The 22516-nt window shown below is 72.1% G+C and carries 15 protein-coding genes; 3 read left to right on the forward strand and 12 right to left on the reverse strand.

The annotated features are described in order from the left end of the window. Positions 1 to 140: 140 nt before the first annotated feature. Both ABZ862_RS17395 and ABZ862_RS17400 read right to left on the reverse strand, forming a co-directional pair. Positions 141 to 1229, reverse strand: a complete 1089-nt coding sequence (locus ABZ862_RS17395; RefSeq protein ID WP_360958650.1) for a branched-chain amino acid aminotransferase — start codon at positions 1227 to 1229, stop codon at positions 141 to 143. A gap of 281 nt (positions 1230 to 1510) precedes the next feature. After that, entirely contained in the window at positions 1511 to 2554 is a 1044-nt protein-coding gene (locus tag ABZ862_RS17400) for a 3-isopropylmalate dehydrogenase (protein WP_360958653.1), read from the reverse strand. Positions 2555 to 2728: 174 nt separating this feature from the next. Here ABZ862_RS17400 and ABZ862_RS17405 point away from each other — a divergent pair, with 174 nt between their 5' ends. Then, complete coding sequence (locus tag ABZ862_RS17405) at positions 2729 to 4321, forward strand: metallophosphoesterase family protein (RefSeq protein ID WP_360958655.1); 1593 nt, start codon at positions 2729 to 2731, stop codon at positions 4319 to 4321. A 113-nt stretch (positions 4322 to 4434) separates the two neighbouring features. Here ABZ862_RS17405 and ABZ862_RS17410 read toward each other — a convergent pair whose 3' ends face one another. From ABZ862_RS17410 to ABZ862_RS17420, 3 genes are all read right to left on the reverse strand, one after another. After that, a complete protein-coding gene (locus tag ABZ862_RS17410) occupies positions 4435 to 4566 on the reverse strand; it encodes a hypothetical protein (protein ID WP_360958658.1) in 132 nt (43 codons plus the stop codon). Positions 4567 to 4888: 322 nt separating this feature from the next. Further along, positions 4889 to 6520, reverse strand: coding sequence for an L-glutamate gamma-semialdehyde dehydrogenase (gene pruA / locus ABZ862_RS17415; protein ID WP_360958661.1), 1632 nt, complete (start codon positions 6518 to 6520; stop codon positions 4889 to 4891). 71 nt (positions 6521 to 6591) lie between these two features. Further along, entirely contained in the window at positions 6592 to 7518 is a 927-nt protein-coding gene (locus ABZ862_RS17420; protein ID WP_360958664.1) for a proline dehydrogenase family protein, read from the reverse strand. Positions 7519 to 7816: 298 nt separating this feature from the next. On the opposite strand from ABZ862_RS17420, the gene ABZ862_RS17425 reads away from it, so the two are divergent. Continuing rightward, positions 7817 to 9043 carry a helix-turn-helix domain-containing protein gene (locus tag ABZ862_RS17425; RefSeq protein ID WP_360958667.1) on the forward strand — a complete coding sequence of 409 codons (1227 nt, stop codon included), beginning with the start codon at positions 7817 to 7819 and terminating at the stop codon, positions 9041 to 9043. Between the two features lie 45 nt (positions 9044 to 9088). On the opposite strand, the gene ABZ862_RS17430 is transcribed toward ABZ862_RS17425, so the two are convergent. Continuing rightward, positions 9089 to 9697 carry a TetR/AcrR family transcriptional regulator gene (locus ABZ862_RS17430; protein ID WP_360958670.1) on the reverse strand — a complete coding sequence of 203 codons (609 nt, stop codon included), beginning with the start codon at positions 9695 to 9697 and terminating at the stop codon, positions 9089 to 9091. Between the two features lie 95 nt (positions 9698 to 9792). Here ABZ862_RS17430 and ABZ862_RS17435 point away from each other — a divergent pair, with 95 nt between their 5' ends. Further along, positions 9793 to 11349: an MFS transporter gene (locus ABZ862_RS17435; protein WP_360958673.1), complete on the forward strand. Its 1557-nt coding sequence runs from the start codon at positions 9793 to 9795 to the stop codon at positions 11347 to 11349. A 194-nt stretch (positions 11350 to 11543) separates the two neighbouring features. Here ABZ862_RS17435 and serA read toward each other — a convergent pair whose 3' ends face one another. The 6 genes from serA to ABZ862_RS17465 form a co-directional block, all read right to left on the reverse strand. Beyond that, on the reverse strand, positions 11544 to 13133 hold the full coding sequence (gene serA, locus ABZ862_RS17440) for a phosphoglycerate dehydrogenase (RefSeq protein WP_360958676.1): 1590 nt from the start codon (positions 13131 to 13133) through the stop codon (positions 11544 to 11546). Positions 13134 to 13451: 318 nt separating this feature from the next. Continuing rightward, positions 13452 to 14450 carry a ketol-acid reductoisomerase gene (gene ilvC / locus ABZ862_RS17445; protein WP_360958679.1) on the reverse strand — a complete coding sequence of 333 codons (999 nt, stop codon included), beginning with the start codon at positions 14448 to 14450 and terminating at the stop codon, positions 13452 to 13454. 242 nt (positions 14451 to 14692) lie between these two features. Next, complete coding sequence (ilvN, locus tag ABZ862_RS17450) at positions 14693 to 15217, reverse strand: acetolactate synthase small subunit (protein WP_360958814.1); 525 nt, start codon at positions 15215 to 15217, stop codon at positions 14693 to 14695. A gap of 21 nt (positions 15218 to 15238) precedes the next feature. Continuing rightward, positions 15239 to 17092, reverse strand: a complete 1854-nt coding sequence (locus ABZ862_RS17455; RefSeq protein WP_360958682.1) for an acetolactate synthase large subunit — start codon at positions 17090 to 17092, stop codon at positions 15239 to 15241. 422 nt (positions 17093 to 17514) lie between these two features. After that, positions 17515 to 21147: an EAL domain-containing protein gene (locus ABZ862_RS17460; protein ID WP_360958685.1), complete on the reverse strand. Its 3633-nt coding sequence runs from the start codon at positions 21145 to 21147 to the stop codon at positions 17515 to 17517. Between the two features lie 392 nt (positions 21148 to 21539). Next, positions 21540 to 22511: a 2-hydroxyacid dehydrogenase gene (locus ABZ862_RS17465; protein ID WP_360958688.1), complete on the reverse strand. Its 972-nt coding sequence runs from the start codon at positions 22509 to 22511 to the stop codon at positions 21540 to 21542. Positions 22512 to 22516: the final 5 nt, after the last annotated feature.

The raw sequence follows: 22516 nt of genomic DNA on the forward strand, positions 1-22516 counted from the left end.
GGGTGCGGCACCGCGCGGTCGCGGATGCCGAAAAGGTTAGAACACTACTCTAAACTTGACTCTAGACGCGGACGTGAAAAAGCGGAAGCACCGGAGTTCTTCCGGTGCTTCCCCTTTTGAGCGTTGCTCGATCAGACGGCTCAGCCCAGCCGGTGCATCCAGCCGTGGGTGTCCTCCGCGACGCCCCGCTGGATGTCCAGCAGGGCCTGGCGCAGCCGGAGGGTGACCTCGCCGGGCTCTCCGTCCGACTGCTGCCAGGCGGCGCCCGTGCGCTTGACCGTGCCGACCGGGGTGATCACGGCGGCGGTGCCGCAGGCGAAGACCTCGGTCAGGGTGCCGTTCTCCGAGTCGCGCTGCCACTGGTCGACGGAGACGCGGCCCTCCTCCGCCTGGTACCCGAGGTCGCGGGCGAGGGCGAGGAGGGAGTCACGGGTGACGCCCTCCAGGATGGAGCCGGTGAGGGTCGGCGTGACGATGCGGTCGCCGTAGACGAAGTAGAGGTTCATGCCGCCGAGTTCCTCGACCCAGGTGCGCTCGACCGCGTCGAGGTAGCAGACCTGGGCGCAGCCCTCCGCGGCGGCCTCGGCCTGGGCGAGCAGGGAGGCGGCGTAGTTGCCGCCGGTCTTGGCGTCGCCCATGCCGCCGGGGACGGCGCGGACGTGGTCCTCGGAGACCCAGATGGAGACCGGCTTGACGCCGCCGGGGAAGTACGCGCTCGCCGGGGAGGCGATGACGAGGAACAGGTACTCGTTGGCGGGCCGGACACCGAGCCCGACCTCCGTGGCGATCATGAAGGGGCGCAGGTAGAGGGAGTCCTCGCCGCCGTGCGCCGGGACCCAGTCCTTGTCCTGCCGGACCAGCAGGTCGCACGCCTCGACGAACGTCTCGACGGGCAGTTCGGGCATGGCGAGGCGGCGGGCGGACGCCTGGAAGCGGCGGGCGTTCTTCTCGGGGCGGAAGGTGGCGACGGAGCCGTCGGGCAGCCGGTACGCCTTGAGTCCCTCGAAGACCTCCTGCGCGTAGTGCAGGACGTTGGTCGCGGGGTCGAGGGGGATCGGCGCGTAGGGAACGAGCTGCCCGTCGTGCCAGCCGCGGCCCTCGGTCCACCTGATCGTCACCATGTGGTCGGTGAAGTGGCGGCCGAACCCTGGATCGGCCAGGATCGCCTCGCGCTCGGCGGCGGCGAGGGGGGTTGCGGAGGGCTTCAGCTCGATCGTGGGCGTCGTCATGAGTGGTTGTGTCCTTCACCGGTTGTAGTGACGGGGCCGCGCTCACGTCCGTCCGGCCGGCGGGCGGCCGGTGGCGGGACGTCCGAGCCGGGACGTCCGGGCATCGCCCCGGTCTGCGGCTCGCGGCTCCACGTTCGATTATCGCGCGTGGCCCGCGCCGGCCGGAATGGGCGTGTGGGCGGTCCGGGGGTTGATGGTGGCACCCGGTGGGGCACATGGCGAAGCCACCGGGTGCGGATGCGACCCGGCGGCTTCGAAGCGAGGTTTCGAGGAGCGCGGGGTCAGCCGGCTACTCGTACGGCGAGCGCGTCGCCGATCTCGGAGGTGCTGCGGGCGGGCCTGCCGGTGCGCTCCGCCAGGTCGGTGGAGACGGCATCCTCGATCCGGGCCGCCTCGGCCTCGTAGCCGAGGTGGCGCAGGAGCAGGGCGACGGACAGGACGGTGGCCGTGGGGTCGGCCTTGCCCTGGCCCGCGATGTCCGGGGCCGAGCCGTGCACCGGCTCGAACATGGACGGGAACTCGCCGCTCGGGTTGATGTTGCCCGACGCGGCCACGCCGATGCCGCCGGAGACGGCCGCGGCGAGGTCGGTGATGATGTCGCCGAAGAGGTTGTCGGTGACGATGACGTCGAACCGCTCGGGCTGGGTGACCAGGAAGATGGTCGCGGCGTCGACGTGCAGGTAGTCGGTCTCGACCTCGGGGAACTCTTCGGCGACCTTGTGGAAGACGTTCGTCCACAGGTGGCCGGCGAAGGTCAGCACGTTGTTCTTGTGGACCAGCGTGAGCTTCTTGCGCGGGCGGGCCTGGGCGCGGGCGAAGGCGTCACGGACGACGCGCTCGACGCCGTAGGCCGTGTTCACGGAGACCTCCGTGGCGACCTCGTGCGGGGTGCCCTTCCGGATGGTGCCGCCGTTGCCGGTGTACGGGCCCTCGGTGCCCTCGCGGACGACCACGAAGTCGATGCTCGGCTCACCGGCGAGCGGGGTGGCGACGCCGGGCAGCAGTTTCGAGGGACGCAGGTTGACGTGGTGGTCGAAGGCGAAGCGGAGCTTGAGCAGGAAGCCGCGCTCCAGGACGCCGGACGGCACGGACGGGTCGCCGATCGCGCCGAGCAGGATCGCGTCGTGCTGCTCGAGGGCTTCCAGGTCGGCGTCGGTGAGGGTCTCACCGGTGGCGTGGTAGCGCTTGGCGCCGAAGTCGTAGTCCTTCGTCTCCAGCTTCACGTCCTCCGGGAGGACGGCGGAGAGGACCTTGAGGCCTTCGGCCACGACTTCCTGGCCGATGCCGTCACCGGGGATCACTGCGAGATCGATGCTGCGAGACATGTCGGCACCCTACTCCTCGTCCCATGGAATGACATGAGGTGTCCGCGATGCGGACAGCGGCGGCTGCGTGGGGCGTGGCGGGCGGTGTCCGCACCCCGGGTAGGCGTCATTCTGTTGGCCTAAGTTCACCCGTATGTGTGGCTCTGGTCGGCACACGAAGGGAAGTTCACCGGCATGGAGACCCCCGACTTCGGTATCCCGCCGCGGCTCGCCGAACGCATGAGCATGGCCGAGCAGCACGAGTACCTGCGCACCAGGCTGTTCCGGCGCCGCTCCCTGGTGACCGCCGGAGCGGTGGCGGCGGGCGGGCTGCTCACCGGCTGCGGCGGCGTCACGTCCACCGGCACCCCGGCCACCTCCCCGGCGGGAGTTTCCTCGGGCGCCGTCCCGTCGCCCGTCACGTCCAAGGTGCGCGGCGCCCACGTCATCCCGTTCGGCCGCCATCTCGCCTTCGGCGCCGACCCGAAGACGCAGATGCGGATCTCCTGGCAGCTGCCGGCCGCGGTGCGCAAGCCGTACGTGCGGGTGGGGCTGCGCCCCGACCAGCTGACCCACCGCGTCGCCGCCGAGATCCGCGATCTGCACACCCCGGGGGTCACCGGGGTGCGGCCGGCGGTCGAGCAGTACTACGTGCACGCCGCCCTGGACGGCCTCACGCCCGGCACGACGTACTACTACGGCGTCGGCCACGAGGGCTTCGACCCGGCCTCCGCCGCACACCGCGCCACGATCACCGCGTTCCGCACGGCGCCCGCACGCCCGGCGTCGTTCACCTTCACCGCCTTCGGCGACCAGGGCGTCGGCACCAGCGCCGCCGCCAACGACAGCGCCCTGCGGCGGCTGAAGCCGGCCTTCCATCTGCACGCCGGGGACATCTGCTACGCCGACGTCAACGGGCAGGGCAAGAAGTCCGACGGCTACGACCCCACGTTCTGGGACCTGTTCCTCAAGCAGACGGAGCCGGTGGCCCGTTCGGTGCCGTGGATGGTGACGACCGGCAACCACGACATGGAGGCCTGGTACTCGCCGGACGGCTACGGCGGCCAGCTCGCCCGCTGGTCCCTGCCGGCCGACGGCCCCGACCCCCGTACGGCGCCGGGGGTGTACTCCTTCGTCTACGGCAACGTCGGCTTCGTCGCCCTCGACGCGAACGACGTGTCGTACGAGATCCCCGCCAACCTCGGTCACACGCACGGCAGGCAGACGGCGTGGCTGGACCGGACGCTCGCCCGGCTGCGCGCCGCGAAGGACGTCGACTTCGTCGTGGTCTTCTTCCATCACTGCGCCTACTCCACCTCCTCGCACGCCTCCGACGGCGGGGTCCGCGACGCGTGGCTGCCGCTGTTCACCAAGCACCAGGTGGACCTGGTCGTCAACGGCCACAACCATGTGTACGAGCGCACGGACGCCGTGAAGAAGGGCAAGGTCGGCCGCGCGGTGCCCATCGGCGGCTCGACCGACCCGACCCGGGACGGGATCGTGTACGTCACGGCGGGCGGCGGCGGGAAGGACCTGTACTCGTTCCCGGAGGGCGCCAAGGAGAGCTACGAGGGGCATGTGACCCGCGTCGAGTCCGTGCAGACCTTCCACTGGACCAAGTCCCGGAACGCGCACCAGGAGACCGTGGAGTGGTCGCGGGTGCGCTACCGGGGCTTCTCGTTCCTGTCGGTGGAGGCGCGGGCGGGTGCGCGGCCGGTGCTGAAGGTGTCGGCGCTGGCACAGAGCGGCAAGCGCATCGACCACTTCGAGGTGCGGCGCGGCGGCTGAGCGCGGAGCGCGCCCAGGGGCCGCGCCGCACCGCGCGGGCGCGGCTCCCGGCTGGTGGTGCGGCTCGGTGCGGGTCCGGCGGGCGGCCGGGCCTGACGGGGGTCCGGCCGGTCTCAGTGACCGGTGGAGCCGCCGTTGTCACGGCGGTCGAGGGCGCGCTGGAGCGCCGCGGCGGCGTTCTTGCGGTCGGCCTCGCTGGAGCGGGACTGGTGACGGACGCGGGGGCGGACGGCGGTCTCGGCCATGGGGGATCGACTCCTTCGAGCATCCGGGAGTACGGGGGGAGAGGGTTCGAGACGCCGGTTGGGCGGGGAGCGTGCCGCAGGGATCACCTGCACGGGGCCCGGCTCACGGCCGCCATTCGCTGGATCGAGCGATTCGTTCGGCTCCTACAAAAGTAGTGGAGTCGGCCGCTCCTGTCTCCACACTTACTCGGACTTCCTACTATCTGAGACAGTGCGGTGTGTCACACGCCTGTGACCTGTGTTTTCGTCCTGGGGCAGATATGCCGACGGGCCGGGCGGCGCGCTCGGGGTGCGCGCCGCCCGGCCCGTGCCGAGGAGGCTGTCAGCCCATGTGGGGGTAGGTGTGGTCGGTCGGCGGGACCAGGGTCTCCTTGATGGCCCGGGTCAGGGTCCAGCGCATGAGGTTCTGCGGGGCGCCGGCCTTGTCGTCGGTGCCGGAGGCGCGGCCGCCGCCGAAGGGCTGCTGGCCGACGACGGCGCCGGTCGACTTGTCGTTGATGTAGAAGTTGCCGGCCGCGTAGCGCAGCTTCTCCATCGTGTACGCCGCCGCCGCGCGGTCGCCCGCGATGACCGAGCCGGTGAGGGCGTAGTCGGACACCGACTCCATCTGGGTCAGCATCTCGTCGTAGCGGTCGTCCTCGTAGACGTGCACGGCGAGGATCGGGCCGAAGTACTCGGTGCGGAAGACCTCGTTGTCCGGGTCGGTGCACTCGATGACGGTCGGGCGGACGAACCAGCCGACCGAGTCGTCGCAGGAGCCGCCCGCGACGATCGTGCAGGCCGGGTCGGCCGCTGCCCGCTCGATGGCGGCCTTGTTCTTGGCGAACGCCCGCTCGTCGATGACGGCGCCCAGGAAGTGGGACAGGTCGGTGACGTCGCCCATGGTGAGGGAGTCGGTCTCGGCGGCGAACTCCTCACGGAAGCCGTCGTTCCAGAGGGACGCGGGGAGGTAGGCGCGGGAGGTGGCGCTGCACTTCTGGCCCTGGTACTCGAAGGCGCCCCGGGTCAGCGCGGTCTTCAGGACGGCGCGGTCGGCGCTGGGGTGGGCGACCAGGAAGTCCTTGCCGCCGGTCTCGCCGACCAGCCGCGGGTAGGAGCGGTACTTCTCGATGTTGGCGCCGACCGTCCTCCACAGGTACTGGAAGGTCTTCGTGGAGCCGGTGAAGTGGATGCCGGCCAGGTCACGGTGCTCGAGGACGACCTCGGAGACGGCGATGCCGTCGCCGGTGACGAGGTTGATGACGCCCTTGGGCAGCCCGGCCTCCTCCAGCAGCCTCAGCAGCAGCACGGCGGCGTGGGTCTGGGTCGGGGACGGCTTCCACACCACCACGTTGCCCATCAGCGCGGGCGCGGTGGGCAGGTTGCCCGCGATGGCGCTGAAGTTGAACGGGGTGATCGCGTAGACGAAGCCCTCCAGCGGGCGGTGGTCGAGGCGGTTCCACACGCCCGGGGAGTTGACCGGGGGCTGCTCGGCGAGGATCTGGCGGGCGTAGTGCACGTTGAAGCGCCAGAAGTCGACCAGCTCGCAGGGGGTGTCGATCTCGGCCTGCTGGACGGTCTTGGACTGGCCGAGCATGGTGGAGGCGGCGATCGTCTCGCGCCAGGGGCCGGCGAGCAGTTCGGCGGCGCGCAGGATGATCGCGGCGCGGTCGTCGAAGGCCATCGCGCGCCAGGCGGGCGCGGCGGCCAGGGCCGCGTCGACGGCGTCCTTCGCGTCCTGGTGGGTGGCGTTGCGCAGGGTGCCGATGACGGCCTTGTGGCGGTGGGGCTGCACGACCTGGAACGGTTCCCCGCCGCCCATCCGCCGCTCGCCGCCGATGACGCACGGCAGGTCGACCGGGTTCTCGGCCAGCTCCCTGAGCTTCGCCTCCAGCCGGGCGCGCTCGGGCGAACCGGGGGCGTAGCCGTGCACCGGCTCGTTGACGGGCGTGGGGACCTGGGTGACGGCGTCCATGGGTTCCGTACTCCTTGTGGCGCGGGTGGCGGTGGGATCGGGGTGGGGGTGGCGGAGGGCAGGCGGGGGGATCAGCCGTTGCCCATCATGCTGCGGACGAAGAAGCGCAGGTTGGCCGGCTTCTCCGCGAGGCGGCGCATGAAGTAGCCGTACCAGTCGGTGCCGTAGGCGGTGTAGACGCGCATGCGGTGGCCCTCGGCGGCGAGGCGCTGGTGCTCGTCGCCGCGGATGCCGTAGAGCATCTGGAACTCGTACTCGTCCGGTTTGCGCCCGGCCCGGTGGGCGAGCTCCTGGGCGACGGCGATGAGGCGCGGGTCGTGGGAGCCGATCATCGGGTAGCCGTCGCCCGCCATGAGGATCTTCAGGATGCGGACGTACGCCTTGTCGATCTCGTGCTTCTGCTGGTGGGCGACCTCGGCGGGCTCCTTGTAGGCGCCCTTGACCAGCCGTACCCGGCTGCCGCTCGCGGCGAGGCGGCGGGCGTCGGCCTCGGTGCGGAAGAGGTACGCCTGGATGACGCAGCCGGTCTGCGGGTGGTCCCTCCGCAGTTCCTCGTGGATCGCGAACATCGAGTCGAGGGTGGTGTGGTCCTCGGCGTCCAGGGTGACCGTGGTGCCGATGGCGGCGGCCGCCTCGACGACCGGGCGGACGTTGGTGAGCGCCAGTTCGTGGCCGCCGGGCAGCGACTGCCCGAACATCGACAGCTTGACCGACATCTCGACCCGCTTGCCGAGGCCGAGTTCCCGGAGCCGGCCGACGAGGGCGAGGTAGGCGTCGCGGGCGGCCGCGGCCTGACCGGGTCCGGTGATGTCCTCGCCGACGACGTCCATGGTGAGGTCGAGGCCGCGGCCGGTGAGGTCCCGGATGACGGGCACGATGTCGTCGAGGGTCTCGCCCGGGATGAACCGGTCGACGACCTGCCTGGTCACCGGGGCCGCCGAGATCAGGCGTCGCATCCGGTCGCTGCGCGACGCGGCGAGAATCACGGGACCCAGCACGGGGCACCTCCAACTGGCACGGGCAACGGAACGGCCGGTGTGCGGCGGTCCGGACTTGCGGCGATTCGGGATTACGGGGTTACGGGGTTACGGGGATGCGGCGCTGCGGGAATTCGGGGTCACGGGCGGGGCGGGCCCGCGACGGTGCGGGTTCCCGGCGATGCGGGATGCGGCTGTGCGGGCTTCCGGCGATCCGATCCGGGTGCGGCACGGAGAACCACTTGAAAAGTAAGGACCGTTTCGAGCGTGAGCCATCGACAGCTGTCAGGCATCCGCGCCACCGATCTCAGACAGATGTATGAAGCCTGGCCGGAAAGTGCGGGAAACTGACCGGGTGACGTCGGAACACAGGGGTGACTACCAGGAGCTGGTCGACGAGATCTCCGAGCTGCTCGGCGCGCCGGCGACCCTGGAGAACCGCGACTTCGAGCTGATCGCCTTCGGTGCCTACGACAGCGAGGGCGACCTCGATCCGGCGGCGCTGGACCCGGTGCGCACCCGCTCGATCCTCACCCGGCGTTCCACCGCGGCGGTGCGGTCCTGGTTCGAGGGGTTCGGCATCACCCGGGCGACCGGTCCGGTGCGCATCCCGCCGACCCCGGAGGCGGGCGTCTACCGCGGCCGGATCTGCCTGCCGGTGCGGCACCGGGGCGTGGTCCTGGGGTACGTGTGGCTGCTGTACGACGATCCCGGCCCGGCCGAGCGGCAGCTGGCGGCGGCGATGGAGGTCACGGTGCGGATCGGCGCGCTGCTGGCCGACGAGGCGCAGCACGGTGCCGACCTCACCCGTGAGCTGCGGGCGGTGCTGACGGCGGGCCGGGGCTGGGAGCGGGACATGGCCGTGGCGGAGCTGCGTACGGCGCTGGGTCCCCGGGCCGACGGCCCGCACACGGTGATCTGCGTGGCCCCGTGGCCCTCGGCCGACCCGGACGACGCGCCCTCGGTGCGCACCCTGCCCGGCGCGACAGCCCTGTGCGCGGTGCCGTGGGGGGACGCGGCACAGTGTCTGGCGGCGCTGGTCAGACTGCGTTCGGCGGACAGTCCGGCCCCGGCGGTGTCGGCGGCGACCCGGCTGCTGGAGCGGGCGCGGCTGCTGCCGGGTGCGGAGGCCGCGGCCACGGCGGCGGGGGTGGGGGCCGGGCGGGCGGGGTTCAGCGACATCGGCGAGGCGTGGCGCGAGGCGTCGGCGGCGGCCCGCGCGGTGCGCGCCGAGCCCCGGCTCGGGCCGGTCGCGGAGTGGGCGGCGCTGGGCCCGTTCCGGCTGCTCACGGCGCTGCCCCCGCAGACGCCGCCCGATCCCGCCGTACGGGCCCTGCTCGGTCCCGAGCACCGCGAGCTGGCGCACACGGCGGAGGTCTATCTCGACTGCGCGGGCCAGGCGGCCCGTACGGCGGCGCGGCTCGGCATCCACCGCCAGACGCTGTACTACCGGCTCTCACGGGTGGAGCGCCTCACCGGCCTGGACCTGACCGACGGCGAGTCCCGGCTGCTGCTGCACATGGCCCTGAAGGCGCACCGGCTGTGAGGGGGCGGGCAGGGCGACGGGGCTGACGTCCGTCCCGCCGTGCGCTCACTCCGCCTCGCGCGCCCCCGCCTCCGTCCCGCGGGCTCCCTCCAGCACCCGGCGCAGGCCGTCCGTCAGCTGTGCGGCGTCCGTGGCCGTGCCGGGGTCGAAGATCCACTGGAGCATGAGGCCCTGGAGGAGGGTCAGGTAGAAGCGCCCCTCCGTGTCGACGACCGCCTTGTCCAGGTCCGGTTCCGGGACGTCGGTGAAGAGGGGGATCAGCCCGGAGCGGCTCGCCTCCTGCGCCTCGGCCAGCAGCCTGCGCACCTCGGGCATCCGGTCGCCCAGCAGGACGATCTCGAAGCTGAGCAGCCATACCGCCCGTGACTCGGGCAGCGAATCCGTGACGCTCGTCCACACCTCCCGGAAGCGGTCCAGGGAACGGGCGGGCGTCATCGAGGGGCCGTCCGCGCCGGGGTGGAAGCGGTCGCCCCACTCCTCGACCAGCGCCACGTACGCCTGGACGAGCAGGGCGTCCTTGGAGCCGTAGTGGTAGCCGATCGAGGCCAGGTTCGTCCCGGACTCCCTGACGATGTCGCGCGCCGTCGTACGGGCGAAGCCCTTCTCCAGCAGACAGCGCTTGGCGCCTTCGAGCAGATCCTCACGGTGTCCCATGCGCGCCAGCCTACGCGATCCATACAAGCGTCCCATACACATGACTTATACAAGTGTTCTAGACGAGCGTTTAATACGCTTGTACAGTCCCCGTCATGACGAACCCGACGAACCCGACGAGCACCACCGGCGCCCGCGCCGGACGCCGTGAATGGACCGCGCTGGGCGTGCTGATGCTGCCGCTGCTGCTGGTGTCCATGGACGTCTCCGTCCTCTACTTCGCGATCCCGGCGATCAGCGCCGATCTGCGTCCCAGCGGCACCCAGCAGCTGTGGATCTTCGACATCTACGCCTTCGTCCTCGCCGGACTGCTGATGACGATGGGCTCCCTGGGCGACCGCGTCGGGCGCCGCAGACTGCTGCTGACCGGCGCGGCGGCGTTCGGCGCCGCCTCCCTCGCCGCCGCCTACGCCGACAGCGCCGGGACGCTGATCGCCGCCCGCGCGGTGCTCGGTGTGGGCGGCGCGACCCTGATGCCGTCGACCATGGCGCTGATCCGCACGATGTTCACCGACCCCGGGCAGCGCGCGAAGGCCATCGGGCTGTGGTCCGGGGTGATGACGGCGGGCGTCGCGCTGGGCTCGGTCATGAGCGGTGTGCTCGTGCAGTACTTCTGGTGGGGCTCGGTCTTCCTGGTGAACCTGCCCGCGATGGCCCTGCTCCTGGTGCTCGGCCCGTTCCTGCTCCCCGAGTCCAGGGACCCCTCCCCCGGCCGCTTCGACCGGCCGAGCGTCCCGCTGTCGATGGCCGCCGTACTGCCCGTGGTCTACGGCCTCAAGGAGATCCCCTCCGAGGGCTGGCACGTCCGCTATGTCGTCGCGATCACCGTGGGCCTGCTGTTCGCCGTCCTGTTCGTGCACCGCCAGCGCACCACGGCCGCCCCGATGGTCTCCCCCGCGCTGCTGCGCGCCCGCGGCTTCACGCCCGCCGTGGTCCTGAACCTCGTGGCGTCCTTCGGGATGATGGGCTCGGCCTACTTCACCACGCAGTACCTCCAGTCCGTGCTCGGCAGGAGCGCGATGGAGGCGGCCCTGTGGGCGCTGCTCCCCTCGGTGCCGATCGGCATGGCCGCGCCGCTGGCCACGGTGCTCGTCCAGAAGGGCGTCGACCGGGCTCTCGTCGTGGCCGCGGGCTTCGGCGTCGCCGCGCTCGGCTACGGGCTGCTCGTACCGGCGGGCACCGGCTCGCTGTGGCTGGTCCTCACCGCGTGCGGGGTGCTCGCCTCGGGGATCGTCGTGGCGATCTCCCAGGTGACCGACCTCGCGATGGGCACGGCACCGGCCGAGCGGGCGGGCTCGGCCTCCTCGCTGCTGGAGACCGGCGCGGAGTTCGGCGGCGCGCTGGGCATGGCGCTGCTGGGGTCGATCGGTACGGCGGTCTACCGGCACCGTGTCCCGGCGTCCGCTCCGGACGCGGCGCGCGAGACGCTGGGCGGTGCCCTCGCCGTCGCCGGGCGGCTGCCGGGGCGGGCGGGCGAGTCGCTCACCGCCACGGCGCGGGAGGCGTTCACCGGCGGGATGCACGCGGCGGCGGTCGCCGGTGCCGTGGTGCTCGCGGCGGCGTCGGCGGCCGCGGCGGTGACCCTGCGGCGCGCTCGGCCGCGGCGGCCGGATCCCGCGGCCGGGCGGACCGCGGAACGGGCCGATGCCTGACGGCCCGGCCACGGGCACGGGCGCGGGCGCGGACACGGCAGAGGGCTGAGAAGGTCAGACCTTCTCAGCCCCCGAGCCCGGCCGGGCCGGATGAGCCAGATGGGTCAGGCGGGTCAGGCGGGTCAGGCGGGTCAGGCGGGTCAGGCGGGTCAGGCGGGTCAGGCGGGTCAGGCGGGTCAGGCGGGTCAGGCGGGTCAGACCAGGTTGACCGAGCGGGCCGACGTGGCGCCGATCTCGGAGGAGACCTCCGCCAGGACCGCCGCCGAGACCGTGTCGTCCACCGTCAGGACGGCCAGGGCCTCGCCGCCGACCGTCGCACGGGCGACCTGCATACCGGCGATGTTGATACCGGCCTCGCCGAGGATGCGGCCGACGGTGCCGACGACACCGGGACGGTCCTCGTAGCGCAGGACGACCATGTGGTCGGCGAGGGCGAGGTCCACGTCGTACTCGCCGACCGCGACGATCTTCTGGAGGTGCTTGGGGCCGGCCAGGGTGCCGGACACCGAGACCTCCTCGCCGTCCGTGAGGGTGCCGCGCACCGTGACGACGTTGCGGTGGTCCGGGGACTCCGAGCTGGTGGTGAGGCGCACCTCGACCCCGCGCTCCTGGGCGAACAGGGGCGCGTTGACGTAGGAGACGGTCTCGTCGACGACGTCCTCGAAGACACCCTTGAGGGCGGACAGCTCCAGCACCTTGACGTCGTGCTGGGTGATCTCGCCGTAGACCTCGACGTCGAGGCGGACGGCGACCTCGCCGGCCAGCGCGGTGAAGATCCGGCCGAGCCGCTCGGCGAGCGGCAGGCCCGGCTTGACGTCCTCGGCGATCACCCCGCCCTGCACGTTGACCGCGTCGGGGACCAGCTCACCGGCGAGCGCCAGGCGGACCGAGCGGGCCACCGCGATACCGGCCTTCTCCTGCGCCTCGTCGGTGGAGGCGCCCAGGTGCGGGGTGCAGACCACCTCGTCGAGCTCGAACAGCGGGGAGTCCGTGCAGGGCTCCTTCGCGTACACGTCGAGACCGGCGCCCGCGACGCGGCCCTCCTTGAGCGCCGAGTACAGCGCGGCCTCGTCGACGATGCCGCCGCGCGCGGCGTTGACGATCCGCACGGTCGGCTTGACCTTGTGCAGCGCGTCCTCGCCGATCAGGCCGAGGGTCTCGGGGGTCTTGGGGAGGTGCACGGTGATGAAGTCGGCGACCTCGAGCAGCTCGTCGAGCGACAGCACCTTGACGCCCATCTGGGCGGCGCGGGCGGGCTGGACGTAGGGGTCGTAGGCGACGACCTTCATGCCGAAGGCGGACATGCGCTGCGCGACCAGCGCGCCGATGCGGCCGAGGCCGACGACACCGAGGGTTTTCTCGGCGAGCTCCACGCCCGTGTACTTGCTGCGCTTCCACTCGCCGTTCTTCAGCGCGGTGCTGGCCTGCGGGATGTTGCGGGCGGTGGCGACGAGGAGGCCGCAGGCCAGCTCGGCGGCGGTGACGATGTTGGAGGTCGGCGCGTTGACGACCATGACGCCGGCCTTGGTGGCGGCCGACACGTCGACGTTGTCGAGGCCGACGCCGGCTCGTGCGACGACCTTCAGCTTGCGGCTCGCGGCGATCGCCTCGGCGTCCACCTTGGTGGCGGAGCGGATCAGGATCGCGTCGACGTCGGCGATGGCGGGGAGCAGTTCGGCTCGGTCCGCCCCGTTGCAGTGACGGATCTCGAAGTCAGGGCCGAGTGCGTCAACGGTGGCGGGCGACAGCTCTTCAGCGATGAGTACGACAGGTTTCGAGCTCACGTGAGTCCTCACAAGTCCAATGCGGACGGCCGTCCCGACGGCCGCTGGCGGTGGAGGGGTGCTAGCCGCGTGGAAGACGCACGACGCTGTGGGCCTGACGCGTATTAGTCCCGCAGTGTAGTGGCGCCGCGGACGCCGGTATGCGCCGCTGCGGAAGGATCACCCGTCCGTGGCTGGACGGGGTGGACAACCCCGTCCGGGGGTGGTGACGAGGGTGTGCGCGGAGGGTGCCGGGGCCCCGGGCAGGGTGCCGGAAGGGTTCCCGGGCTCGCCGAAGGGGCCGGAGCGGTCCGCTCCGGCCCCTCGGCCGCAAGGGGCTTACGCCTCCTCGTCCACCCAGCTCATCAGCTTGCGCAGCTGCTTGCCGGTCGTCTCGAGCAGGTGCTCGGAGTCCTGCTTCTTGTACTCGTTGTACTTCTTCAGACCGCCGTGGTACTCGTCCATCCAGTTCTGCGCGAACGAGCCGTCCTGGATCTCGGCGAGGACCTTGCGCATCTCGGCCTTGGTGGCGTCCGTGATGATGCGCGGGCCGGTGACGTAGTCGCCCCACTCGGCGGTCTCGGAGATCGACCAGCGCATCTTCTCCAGGCCGCCCTCGTACATGAGGTCCACGATGAGCTTCAGCTCGTGCAGGCACTCGAAGTAGGCGATCTCCGGCTGGTAGCCGGCCTCGGTCAGGGTCTCGAAGCCCGCCTTGACCAGCGCGGCGGTGCCGCCGCACAGCACGGCCTGCTCGCCGAACAGGTCGGTCTCGGTCTCCTCGGTGAAGGTCGTCTTGATGACACCGGCGCGGGTGCCGCCGATCGCCTTCGCGTACGACAGGGCCAGCGCGAAGCCGTTGCCCGAGGCGTCCTGCTCGACGGCCACGATGCACGGCACACCGCGGCCCTCCTCGTACTGGCGGCGGACGAGGTGGCCGGGGCCCTTGGGGGCGACCATGCAGACGTCCACACCGGCCGGGGGCTTGATGAAGCCGAAGCGGATGTTGAAGCCGTGCCCGAAGAACAGGGCGTCGCCGTCGTTCAGGTTCGGGGCGATGGACTCCTCGTAGACCTGGGACTGGATCGGGTCCGGGACGAGGATCATGATGACGTCGGCCTCGGCGGCGGCCTCGGCGGGCGTCACCACGCGCAGGCCCTGCTCCTCGGCCTTGGCCTTCGACCTGGAGCCCTCGTGCAGACCGACCCGCACGTCGACACCCGAGTCACGCAGCGACAGGGCGTGGGCGTGGCCCTGACTGCCGTAGCCGATGACCGCGACCTTGCGGCCCTGGATGATGGACAGGTCGGCGTCGGCGTCGTAGAACAGCTCGGCCACTTTGGGTTCTCTCCTTGAGTGCAGGTGTTGCGTCCCTGTTGCGTCCCACCGTATGACGCAGGGCGCAGGGGGCGTGTCAGGGTCTCGGTATACGGGCCGGTGACGGCCGGGAACTGCCCGTACGGGCCAACCCGTGCCGCCGGACGCGCGGGGAGCCGGAGGGCGAGGGGCGGGGCCGGAGGCGACCCGGGTCGCCGGGTCCGGGGCCGGCCGGGGGCACCGGCCGGCCCGGGGGTGCCGGTCTAGGCCGAACGGTCGAGCGCGCGGAGCGACCGGTCCGTGATCGAACGGGAGCCGCGGCCGATCGCGATCGTGCCGGACTGCACGAGTTCCTTGATGCCGAACGGCTCCAGCATCTTCAGCATGGCGCCCAGTTTGTCGGTGCCGCCGGTGGCCTCGATGGTGACGGCCTCCGGGGAGACGTCGACGGTCTTGGCGCGGAACAGCTGGACGATCTCGACGATCTGGGAGCGCGTCTCGTTGTCGGCGCGCACCTTCACCAGGACCAGTTCGCGCTGGACGGCGGAGGACGGCTCCAGCTCGACGATCTTCAGCACGTTGACGAGCTTGTTGAGCTGCTTGGTCACCTGCTCCAGCGGCAGGTCCTCCACGTTCACCACGATGGTGATGCGGGAGATGTCGGGGTGCTCGGTGACACCGACCGCGAGGGAGTCGATGTTGAAGCCCCGGCGGGAGAACAGGGCGGCGACCCGGGTGAGGATGCCCGGCGTGTTCTCCACCAGGACCGAGAGCGTGTGCTTGGACATGTTCATGGCTCGGCTCTCTGCTCAGTCGTCTTCGTTGTCGCCGAAGTCCGGGCGGACGTCCCGGGCGGCCATGATCTCGTCGTTGGAGGTGCCGGCGGCGACCATCGGCCACACCATCGCGTCCTCGTGCACGATGAAGTCCACGACGACCGGCCGGTCGTTGACCGAGTTCGCCTCCTCGATGACCTTGTCGAGGTCGTCGGGCGACTCGCAGCGGATCGCGTAGCAGCCCATCGCCTCCGCCAGCTTCACGAAGTCGGGGACCCGGGTGCCCGCGCTCGGCTGGGCGGGATCGGCGCCGGGGCCGGAGTGCAGCACCGTGTTGGAGTAGCGCTGGTTGTAGAACAGCGTCTGCCACTGGCGGACCATCCCGAGGGCGCCGTTGTTGATGATGGCGACCTTGATCGGGATGTTGTTCAGGGCGCAGGTGGTGAGCTCCTGGTTGGTCATCTGGAAGCAGCCGTCACCGTCGATCGCCCAGACCGTGCGGTCCGGCGCGCCCGCCTTGGCGCCCATCGCGGCCGGGACCGCGTAGCCCATGGTTCCCGCGCCGCCGGAGTTCAGCCAGGTGGCGGGCTTCTCGTACCTGATGAAGTGCGCGGCCCACATCTGGTGCTGGCCGACGCCCGAGGCGAAGATCGTGCCCTCGGGGGCCAGCTGTCCGATGCGTTCGATGACCTGCTGCGGCGACAGCGAGCCGTCGGCGGGCTGGTCGTAGCCCAGCGGGTACGTCTCCCGCCAGCGGCTGAGGTCCTTCCACCAGGCGGTGTAGTCGCCCTGGTGGCCCTCGCTGTGCTCCTTCTGCACGGCCTGGACCAGATCGGCGATGACCTCGCGGGCGTCGCCCACGATCGGCACGTCGGCGGCCCGGTTCTTGCCGATCTCGGCGGGGTCGATGTCGGCGTGGACGATCTTGGCGTACGGGGCGAAGCTGTCCAGCTTGCCGGTGACGCGGTCGTCGAAGCGGGCGCCGAGGGCGACGATCAGGTCGGCCTTCTGCAGCGCGGTGACGGCGGCGACGCTGCCGTGCATGCCCGGCATGCCCAGGTGCAGCTCGTGGCTGTCGGGGAACGCCCCGAGCGCCGTCAGGGTGGTGGTGACGGGCGCTCCGGTGAGTTCGGCGAGGACCTTCAGCTCGGCGGTGGCCCGCGCCTTGATGACGCCGCCGCCGACGTAGAGGACGGGACGGCGGGCCGAGGCGATCATCCTGGCCGCCTCGCGGATCTGCTTGGCGTGCGGCTTGGTCACCGGGCGGTAGCCGGGCAGGTCCATGACCGGCGGCCAGGAGAACGTGGTCTTCGCCTGGAGGGCGTCCTTGGCGATGTCGACCAGGACCGGGCCGGGGCGGCCGGTGCCGGCGATGTGGAACGCCTGCGCGATCGCCCGGGGGATGTCGGCGGGGTCGGTGATCAGGAAGCTGTGCTTGGTGACCGGCATGGTGATGCCGACGATGTCCGCCTCCTGGAAGGCGTCCGTGCCGATCGCCTTCGAGGTGACCTGCCCGGTGATCGCCACGATCGGCACCGAGTCCATGTGCGCGTCGGCGATCGCCGTCACCAGGTTGGTGGCGCCCGGCCCCGAGGTGGCCATGCAGACGCCGACCTTGCCGGTGGCCAGCGCGTACCCCTCCGCCGCGTGGCCGGCGCCCTGCTCGTGGCGGACCAGGACGTGGCGCACCCGGCTGGAGTCCATCAGCGGGTCGTAGGCCGGAAGGATCGTGCCGCCGGGGATACCGAATACCGTCTCGGCCCCGACCTCCTCGAGAGAGCGGATGAGGGACTGCGCGCCCGTGACGTGCTCGGGGGCGGACTGCTGTCCTCCGGATCGGGGCCGCGGCTGCGGATGGGCCCCGGTGGCCTGCTCGGTCATCGGCATTCTCTTCTCGATGCTGAGGGTTTTTGCGTGTTCTGTGCGGTGCTGCGGCTCTGGCACGAGCGGGCCGGACGGTGCCCGTGCAACAAAAAACCCCTCGTGCCGTGAGGCAAGCGAGGGGAGCGCGCCGGGTGTGGTCACTGCGTTTCCGGACGGTTCTCCGGTGGACCGCAGTTCAGCCGACGCGCTTGCCAAGTACGAGGATTCGGGTGCGCATGGAACTGACCCTCCCCCCGGCACACACCCGATGTCAAGTGGGTGGGACAGGGGTCTCACCATGTGAACGCCGGGGCACGGGCGCCCGCCGGGCGGATCACGCCGGAGACGCCGGCACCGGCGCAGGAGGGAGCCCCGCCGTGCCGGCTCCCTCCACCGCCTTCCGGTTGCGCGCACCTGCCTCCGCTCATCTGGGCCGACGGGTCACGTCAGGTCCCTCCGATTCCGCCGGCCTGATCCGCCGGGCAGGCCCTGCCGCCGCCGAGCACGGCCGGTGCGACGGGGGTGACAGGGGCGACGGGGATCACCGACGCGGCGGGCAGGGCCGCCGTGCCCACCGGCCTCACCGGTACGGCGGGCACGGCCTGGAGGGCCGACAAGGGGGGACCCGCCGCCACCGAGGCCACGGCCGGTACGGCGGACGCCGCCGAGGCCCCAACCGCGGCCCCGACGGCGGTCGCGGACCCCACGGTCGTCACGGATCCCACCGCCGGTACGGACAGGACGGCATGCGCCCCGCCGGTGTAGATCCCGGTGCCGCCGCCCGCCGCCGCCCCGGCGTACGCGGACCCGGCCGGGCCGTGCGTCACCGCGGCGTGCGCCAGCGGGGTGTGCGGGACCGGGGTGTGCGGGACCGGGCAGTGGCCGGAAGCGAGCGTCCGGCGCAGCCGGTGCTCGTCCAGCGGACCGCCGAAGGCGAGCCCCTGGCCGTGGGTGCAGCCCATCGCGCGCAGCGCGGTGATCTGCTCGGGCCGGTCCACGCCGTCGGCGACGGACTGCATCCCGAGATCGCCGGCGATACGGAGCAGCCCCCTGGTGATCTTGTAGAGCCGCGCCGACTCGGAGATGCCCTCGACCAGCCCGCGGTCGAGTTTCAGGACGTCCACGGGGAGCCGCCGCAGCGCGGTGATCGCCGCGTAGCCGCTGCCGAAGCCGTCGAGCGCGATCCGCACGCCGAGCCGGCGCAGGGCGGCGAGCCGGCGCTCCAGGTCGTCCAGGGAGACCCGGGGGTCGGTGTCGGCCAGCTCGACGACCAGTGCCCCGGACGGCAGTCCGTGCCGGGTGAGCAGCGCCTCGACCGAGCCGAGCGGCAGCGAGCGGTCCAGCAGCCGCCGGGCGCCCATCCGGACGGTCACCGGTACGCCCACTCCGGCCGAGGCCCGTTCCGCGGCCCGGGCGACGGCCTCCTCCAGCACCCAGCGGCCCAGTTCGGCGGTCTTCTCGCCGTCCTCCGCGACCCGCAGGAACTCGGCGGGCGTGAACAGCACGCCCTGGGAGGAGCGCCAGCGCGCCTGGGCGGCGACCGAGGTGATCCGGCCGTTCTCCAGGTCCACCACCGGCTGGTGCAGCAGGGTGAACTCGCCGTCCTGCAACGCGGCGCGCAGCCGGGTGGCCAGCTCCGCCTTGCGGACGACGTCCTGCTGCATCTGCGGGCGGTACAGCTCGACGCGGTCCTTGCCGGCCGCCTTCGCCCGGTACATCGCGAGGTCGGCGTTGCGCAGCAGCTCGCCCGCGGCGAGGCCGGGCTCGGCGAAGGCGACGCCGATGGAGGCGGCGACACGGACATCGTTGCCGTCGATGGAGTAGGGCTGGGAGAGGGTGACCCTGAGCCGGTCGGCGAGTTCCAGGATGTGCCGCTCCCGCGCCGCGCGGTCGCGGGTGCCGTCCCCGACGATCAGCGCCGCGAACTCGTCGCCGCCGAGGCGGGACGCGGTGTCGCCGTGCCGGAGCGACTCCTGGAGCCTGCGGGCGGCCTGGATCAGCAGTTCGTCCCCGGCCTGGTGGCCGATCGTGTCGTTGACCGCCTTGAAACCGTCCAGGTCGATGAAGAGCACGGCCGTGCCCCGCAGGGCGGCGCCCCGGTCGGAGGCGCGGCGGCCGGACAGGGCCTGCTGGACGCGCCGGGTGAACAGGGCGCGGTTGGGCAGGTCGGTGAGCGGGTCGTGCTCGGCGCTGTGCTGCAACTGCGCCTGTAGACGCACTCTCTCGGTCACGTCCCGGCTGTTGAGGATCAGGCCGCCGTCGTGGCGGCTGACGGTGGACTCGACGTTCAGCCAGCCTCCGCGGCCCGAGCGGAACCGGCACTCGATCCGGGTGGTGGGTTCGTGCACCGCGCTGGCCGCGAGGAAGCGGCGCACCTCGTGGACGATGCCGCCCAGGTCCTCCGGGTGGATGAGGTCGGCCAGTTCGGTGCCGACGAGGTCCTCGGCGGGACGGCCGTAGACCCCGGCCGCGGCGGCGGAGACGTAGCGCAGGACACCGGTGGGCGCGGCGATCATGATGACGTCGCTGGAGCCCTGCACCAGGGAGCGGAAGTGGTTCTCCTTGTGGGCCAGTTCCTGGGTGAGTCTCATGTTCTCGACCAGCATGATCGCCTGCCGCACGACGAGCGCGAGCACCACGGCCCCCGCGGTCAGCAGCACCACACGGTCGGGGCTGCGGCCGTCGAGGACGTTGTAGAGGATGCCCAGCGTGCAGACCGCCGCCGCGAGGTAGGGGGTGAGCGCGGCCAGGGGTCCCGCGATGGGGCGGGAGGCCGGGTCGTGCAGGTAGGGGGCCGCGAAGCGCGGCCCGGTGGGGTGATCGGCGGGACGACCGGTGGCGTGACCGGTGGGGCGTCCGCTCCGCGCGGCCTCGCCCTGTGGGGTCTCGCACCCCGGGTGGCCGTCCGCGGGGCGGGGATGCGGGCGGGCGGGCGGCGGGTTCTGCGCGGGCAGACGGACACGGACCGCGCGGAGACGGCCGCCGGGGCGGTCGCCGTCGGGGTCGGTGTCTTCGGTACGGGCGGTGGCCCGGCCTGCGCCGGGACACCCGTCGGTGCCGCTCCCCGCGGCGTCGCGGCGGGGTGCGCCGGGGCCCGTGGGGAGCTGAGCGCCGCCGTCCCGCCGTACGCCGTCGTGACCGGCGGCGGCCAGGTCCGCCGTGCCGTACGGCGCGCCGTCGTGGCGGAGCCCGTCGTGCCCGGGGCCGTCGTGGCGGGGCCCGACCCAGGGGGCGTAGGCCAGGAGGAGGGAGCCGGCGAACCAGCCCGCGTCGAGGAGCTGGCCGGAGTGGTAGTTGCTGTGCAGCAGCGGGGAGGTGAACACGGCGTCGCACAGCACCGTGAGGGCGAGGGCGCCGATCGCGGTGTTGACGGCGGACCGGTGCACCGGTGAGCGCCGGAACTGCAGTGCGACGACCATGCTGACCAGCGCGATGTCCAGCAGCGGATACGCCAGGGAGAGCGCGGTGTGCGCCACGCTCGGCCCGTCGAAGCGGGCGGCCTGGGCCAGCGCGAGGCTCCAGGAGATGGTGAGCAGCGAGCCGCCGATCAGCCAGGCGTCCAGCACCAGACGGACCCAGCCCGACTTGGTGGTGGGCCGTTTGGCGAGCACCAGCAGACCCACGATGGCGGGCGGCGCGAAGCACAGGAAGAGGAGGTCGGCGATGCTGGGGCTGGGGACGGGCCGCCGCAGGACGACCTCGTACCACCCCCAGACGCCGTTGCCGAGGGCCGCCATCGCCGAGGAGAGGGCGAACAGCAGCCAGGCGGGACGGAAACCGGCGCGCGGATCGCGGGCGTAGAGGAAGCAGGAGACCGCGGCGGCGCCGCCCGCGGCGCTCAGCCCGAAGTCGCCCATGATCAGAGCGAGTTCGTTCGTACCCCAGTCGAACGCGGCACCGACGGCGTATGCCGCGCACACCAGGGCCAGCATCAGCTGATGCATCAGGCCCGGCCTTCCTCCGCCGCCGGACGGCGGCCGGGGCGGGAGGCTCCCGGGGAACGGCCTGCCGTTCCCGGGGGCCCGCCGGTCCTGCGGCGCGGCGCCGAGCGTGGTCGTGGGAGAGGACGGCGCGCTCACCGGGGCCTCCCGGTCGGCGTCGTTCCGGGGTCCCGCGGAACGCGGGACGTCACCGAGGTGCCGTGCTGTGCGCGGTGCCCACCGGGCGGGCCACCGTGGCGGCCGCGTCTGCGCGTGGTCGTGCTCCAGGGTCGCCGCCGGCGGTCTCGCCGCGTCGGATCGTTCGTCCATAGGCCGTGCATCGCCTGTCGCCCCCCTCACAAGTCCGAAAGTCCGTCCCCGGCGCCGAACGGTGCGCGGCGCAGCCCCTGCCCGGACGATACACCAGTCTCGTCACTCAGGGACAGGGGTTCTCTACGCTCAGTGACGGTTGACCCAATGCGGGCACTTACCGCACTCACGGGACTGCGGAGGGTGCCCGGAAAGGTTTACGTACCCGTGATGCGCCCGGTTCAGCGCATTTCGCGCCCGGTCGTGCCCGTCACAAGGATCACGTGGTCAAGTGGTTGACGGTTCACGAAACGGTGCAACTGGCCCACCAGCAGCCGTTTGGCGCGCGGCAGGAAGGCCGAGGTGGGCCCGCCGACGTGCGGGCTGATGAGCACACCCGGCGCATGCCACAACGGGTGCCCCGGCGGCAGGGGTTCGGGGTCGACGACGTCGAGGGCGGCGGTGATCCGGCCGTGTTCCACCTCGGCCAGCAGGGCCTCGGTGTCCACCACGGCGCCGCGCGCGACGTTGACCAGCAGGGCGCCGTCCTTCATCCGGGCGAGGAAGCCGGCGTCGACCAGCCCGCGGGTGGCGTCGGTGAGGGGGGTGACGACGAGTACGACGTCCGCCTCGGGGAGCAGCCGGGGCAGGTCGGTGATCGGGTGCACCGGACCGCGTGCCGTGGTGCGTGCGGAGCGCGCGACGCGCACCACCCGCGCGACCTCGAACGGCACGAGCCGGTCCTCGATCGCGGCGCCGATGGCCCCGTAGCCGACGATGAGGACGCTGCGGTCGGCGAGCGCCGGGTGGAAGCCGCTCTGCCAGCGTTCCTGGTCCTGCGCCCGGACGAATCCGGGGACGCCGCGCAGGGAGGCGAGGGTGAGGGTGAGGGCGAGTTCGGCGGTGCTGGCCTCGTGGACCCCGCGCGCGTTGCACAGCGTCACGCCGGGCACGACGGACGGCAGGACGGCGGTGATGTCGTCGACCCCGGCGGTCAGCGTCTGGATGAGCCGCAGGTTCCGCATGTGCTCCAGGGGACGCGCCTTGACGGGCTGCCGTTTGAGGTAGGGCACCACGTAGACGGCGCAGTCGGCGGGATCGCCGGGGAACTCCTGCGTCCCGTCCTCTCCGCCGTCCCAGAAACGGTAGTTCAGCCCGTCGGGGAGCCCGGTGATCTCCTGCGGCGGGATGGGCAGCCATGCGTCAGCACTCATGGTCA

The organism is Streptomyces sp. NPDC047000, assembly GCF_040644295.1.
GTDB lineage: Bacteria > Actinomycetota > Actinomycetes > Streptomycetales > Streptomycetaceae > Streptomyces.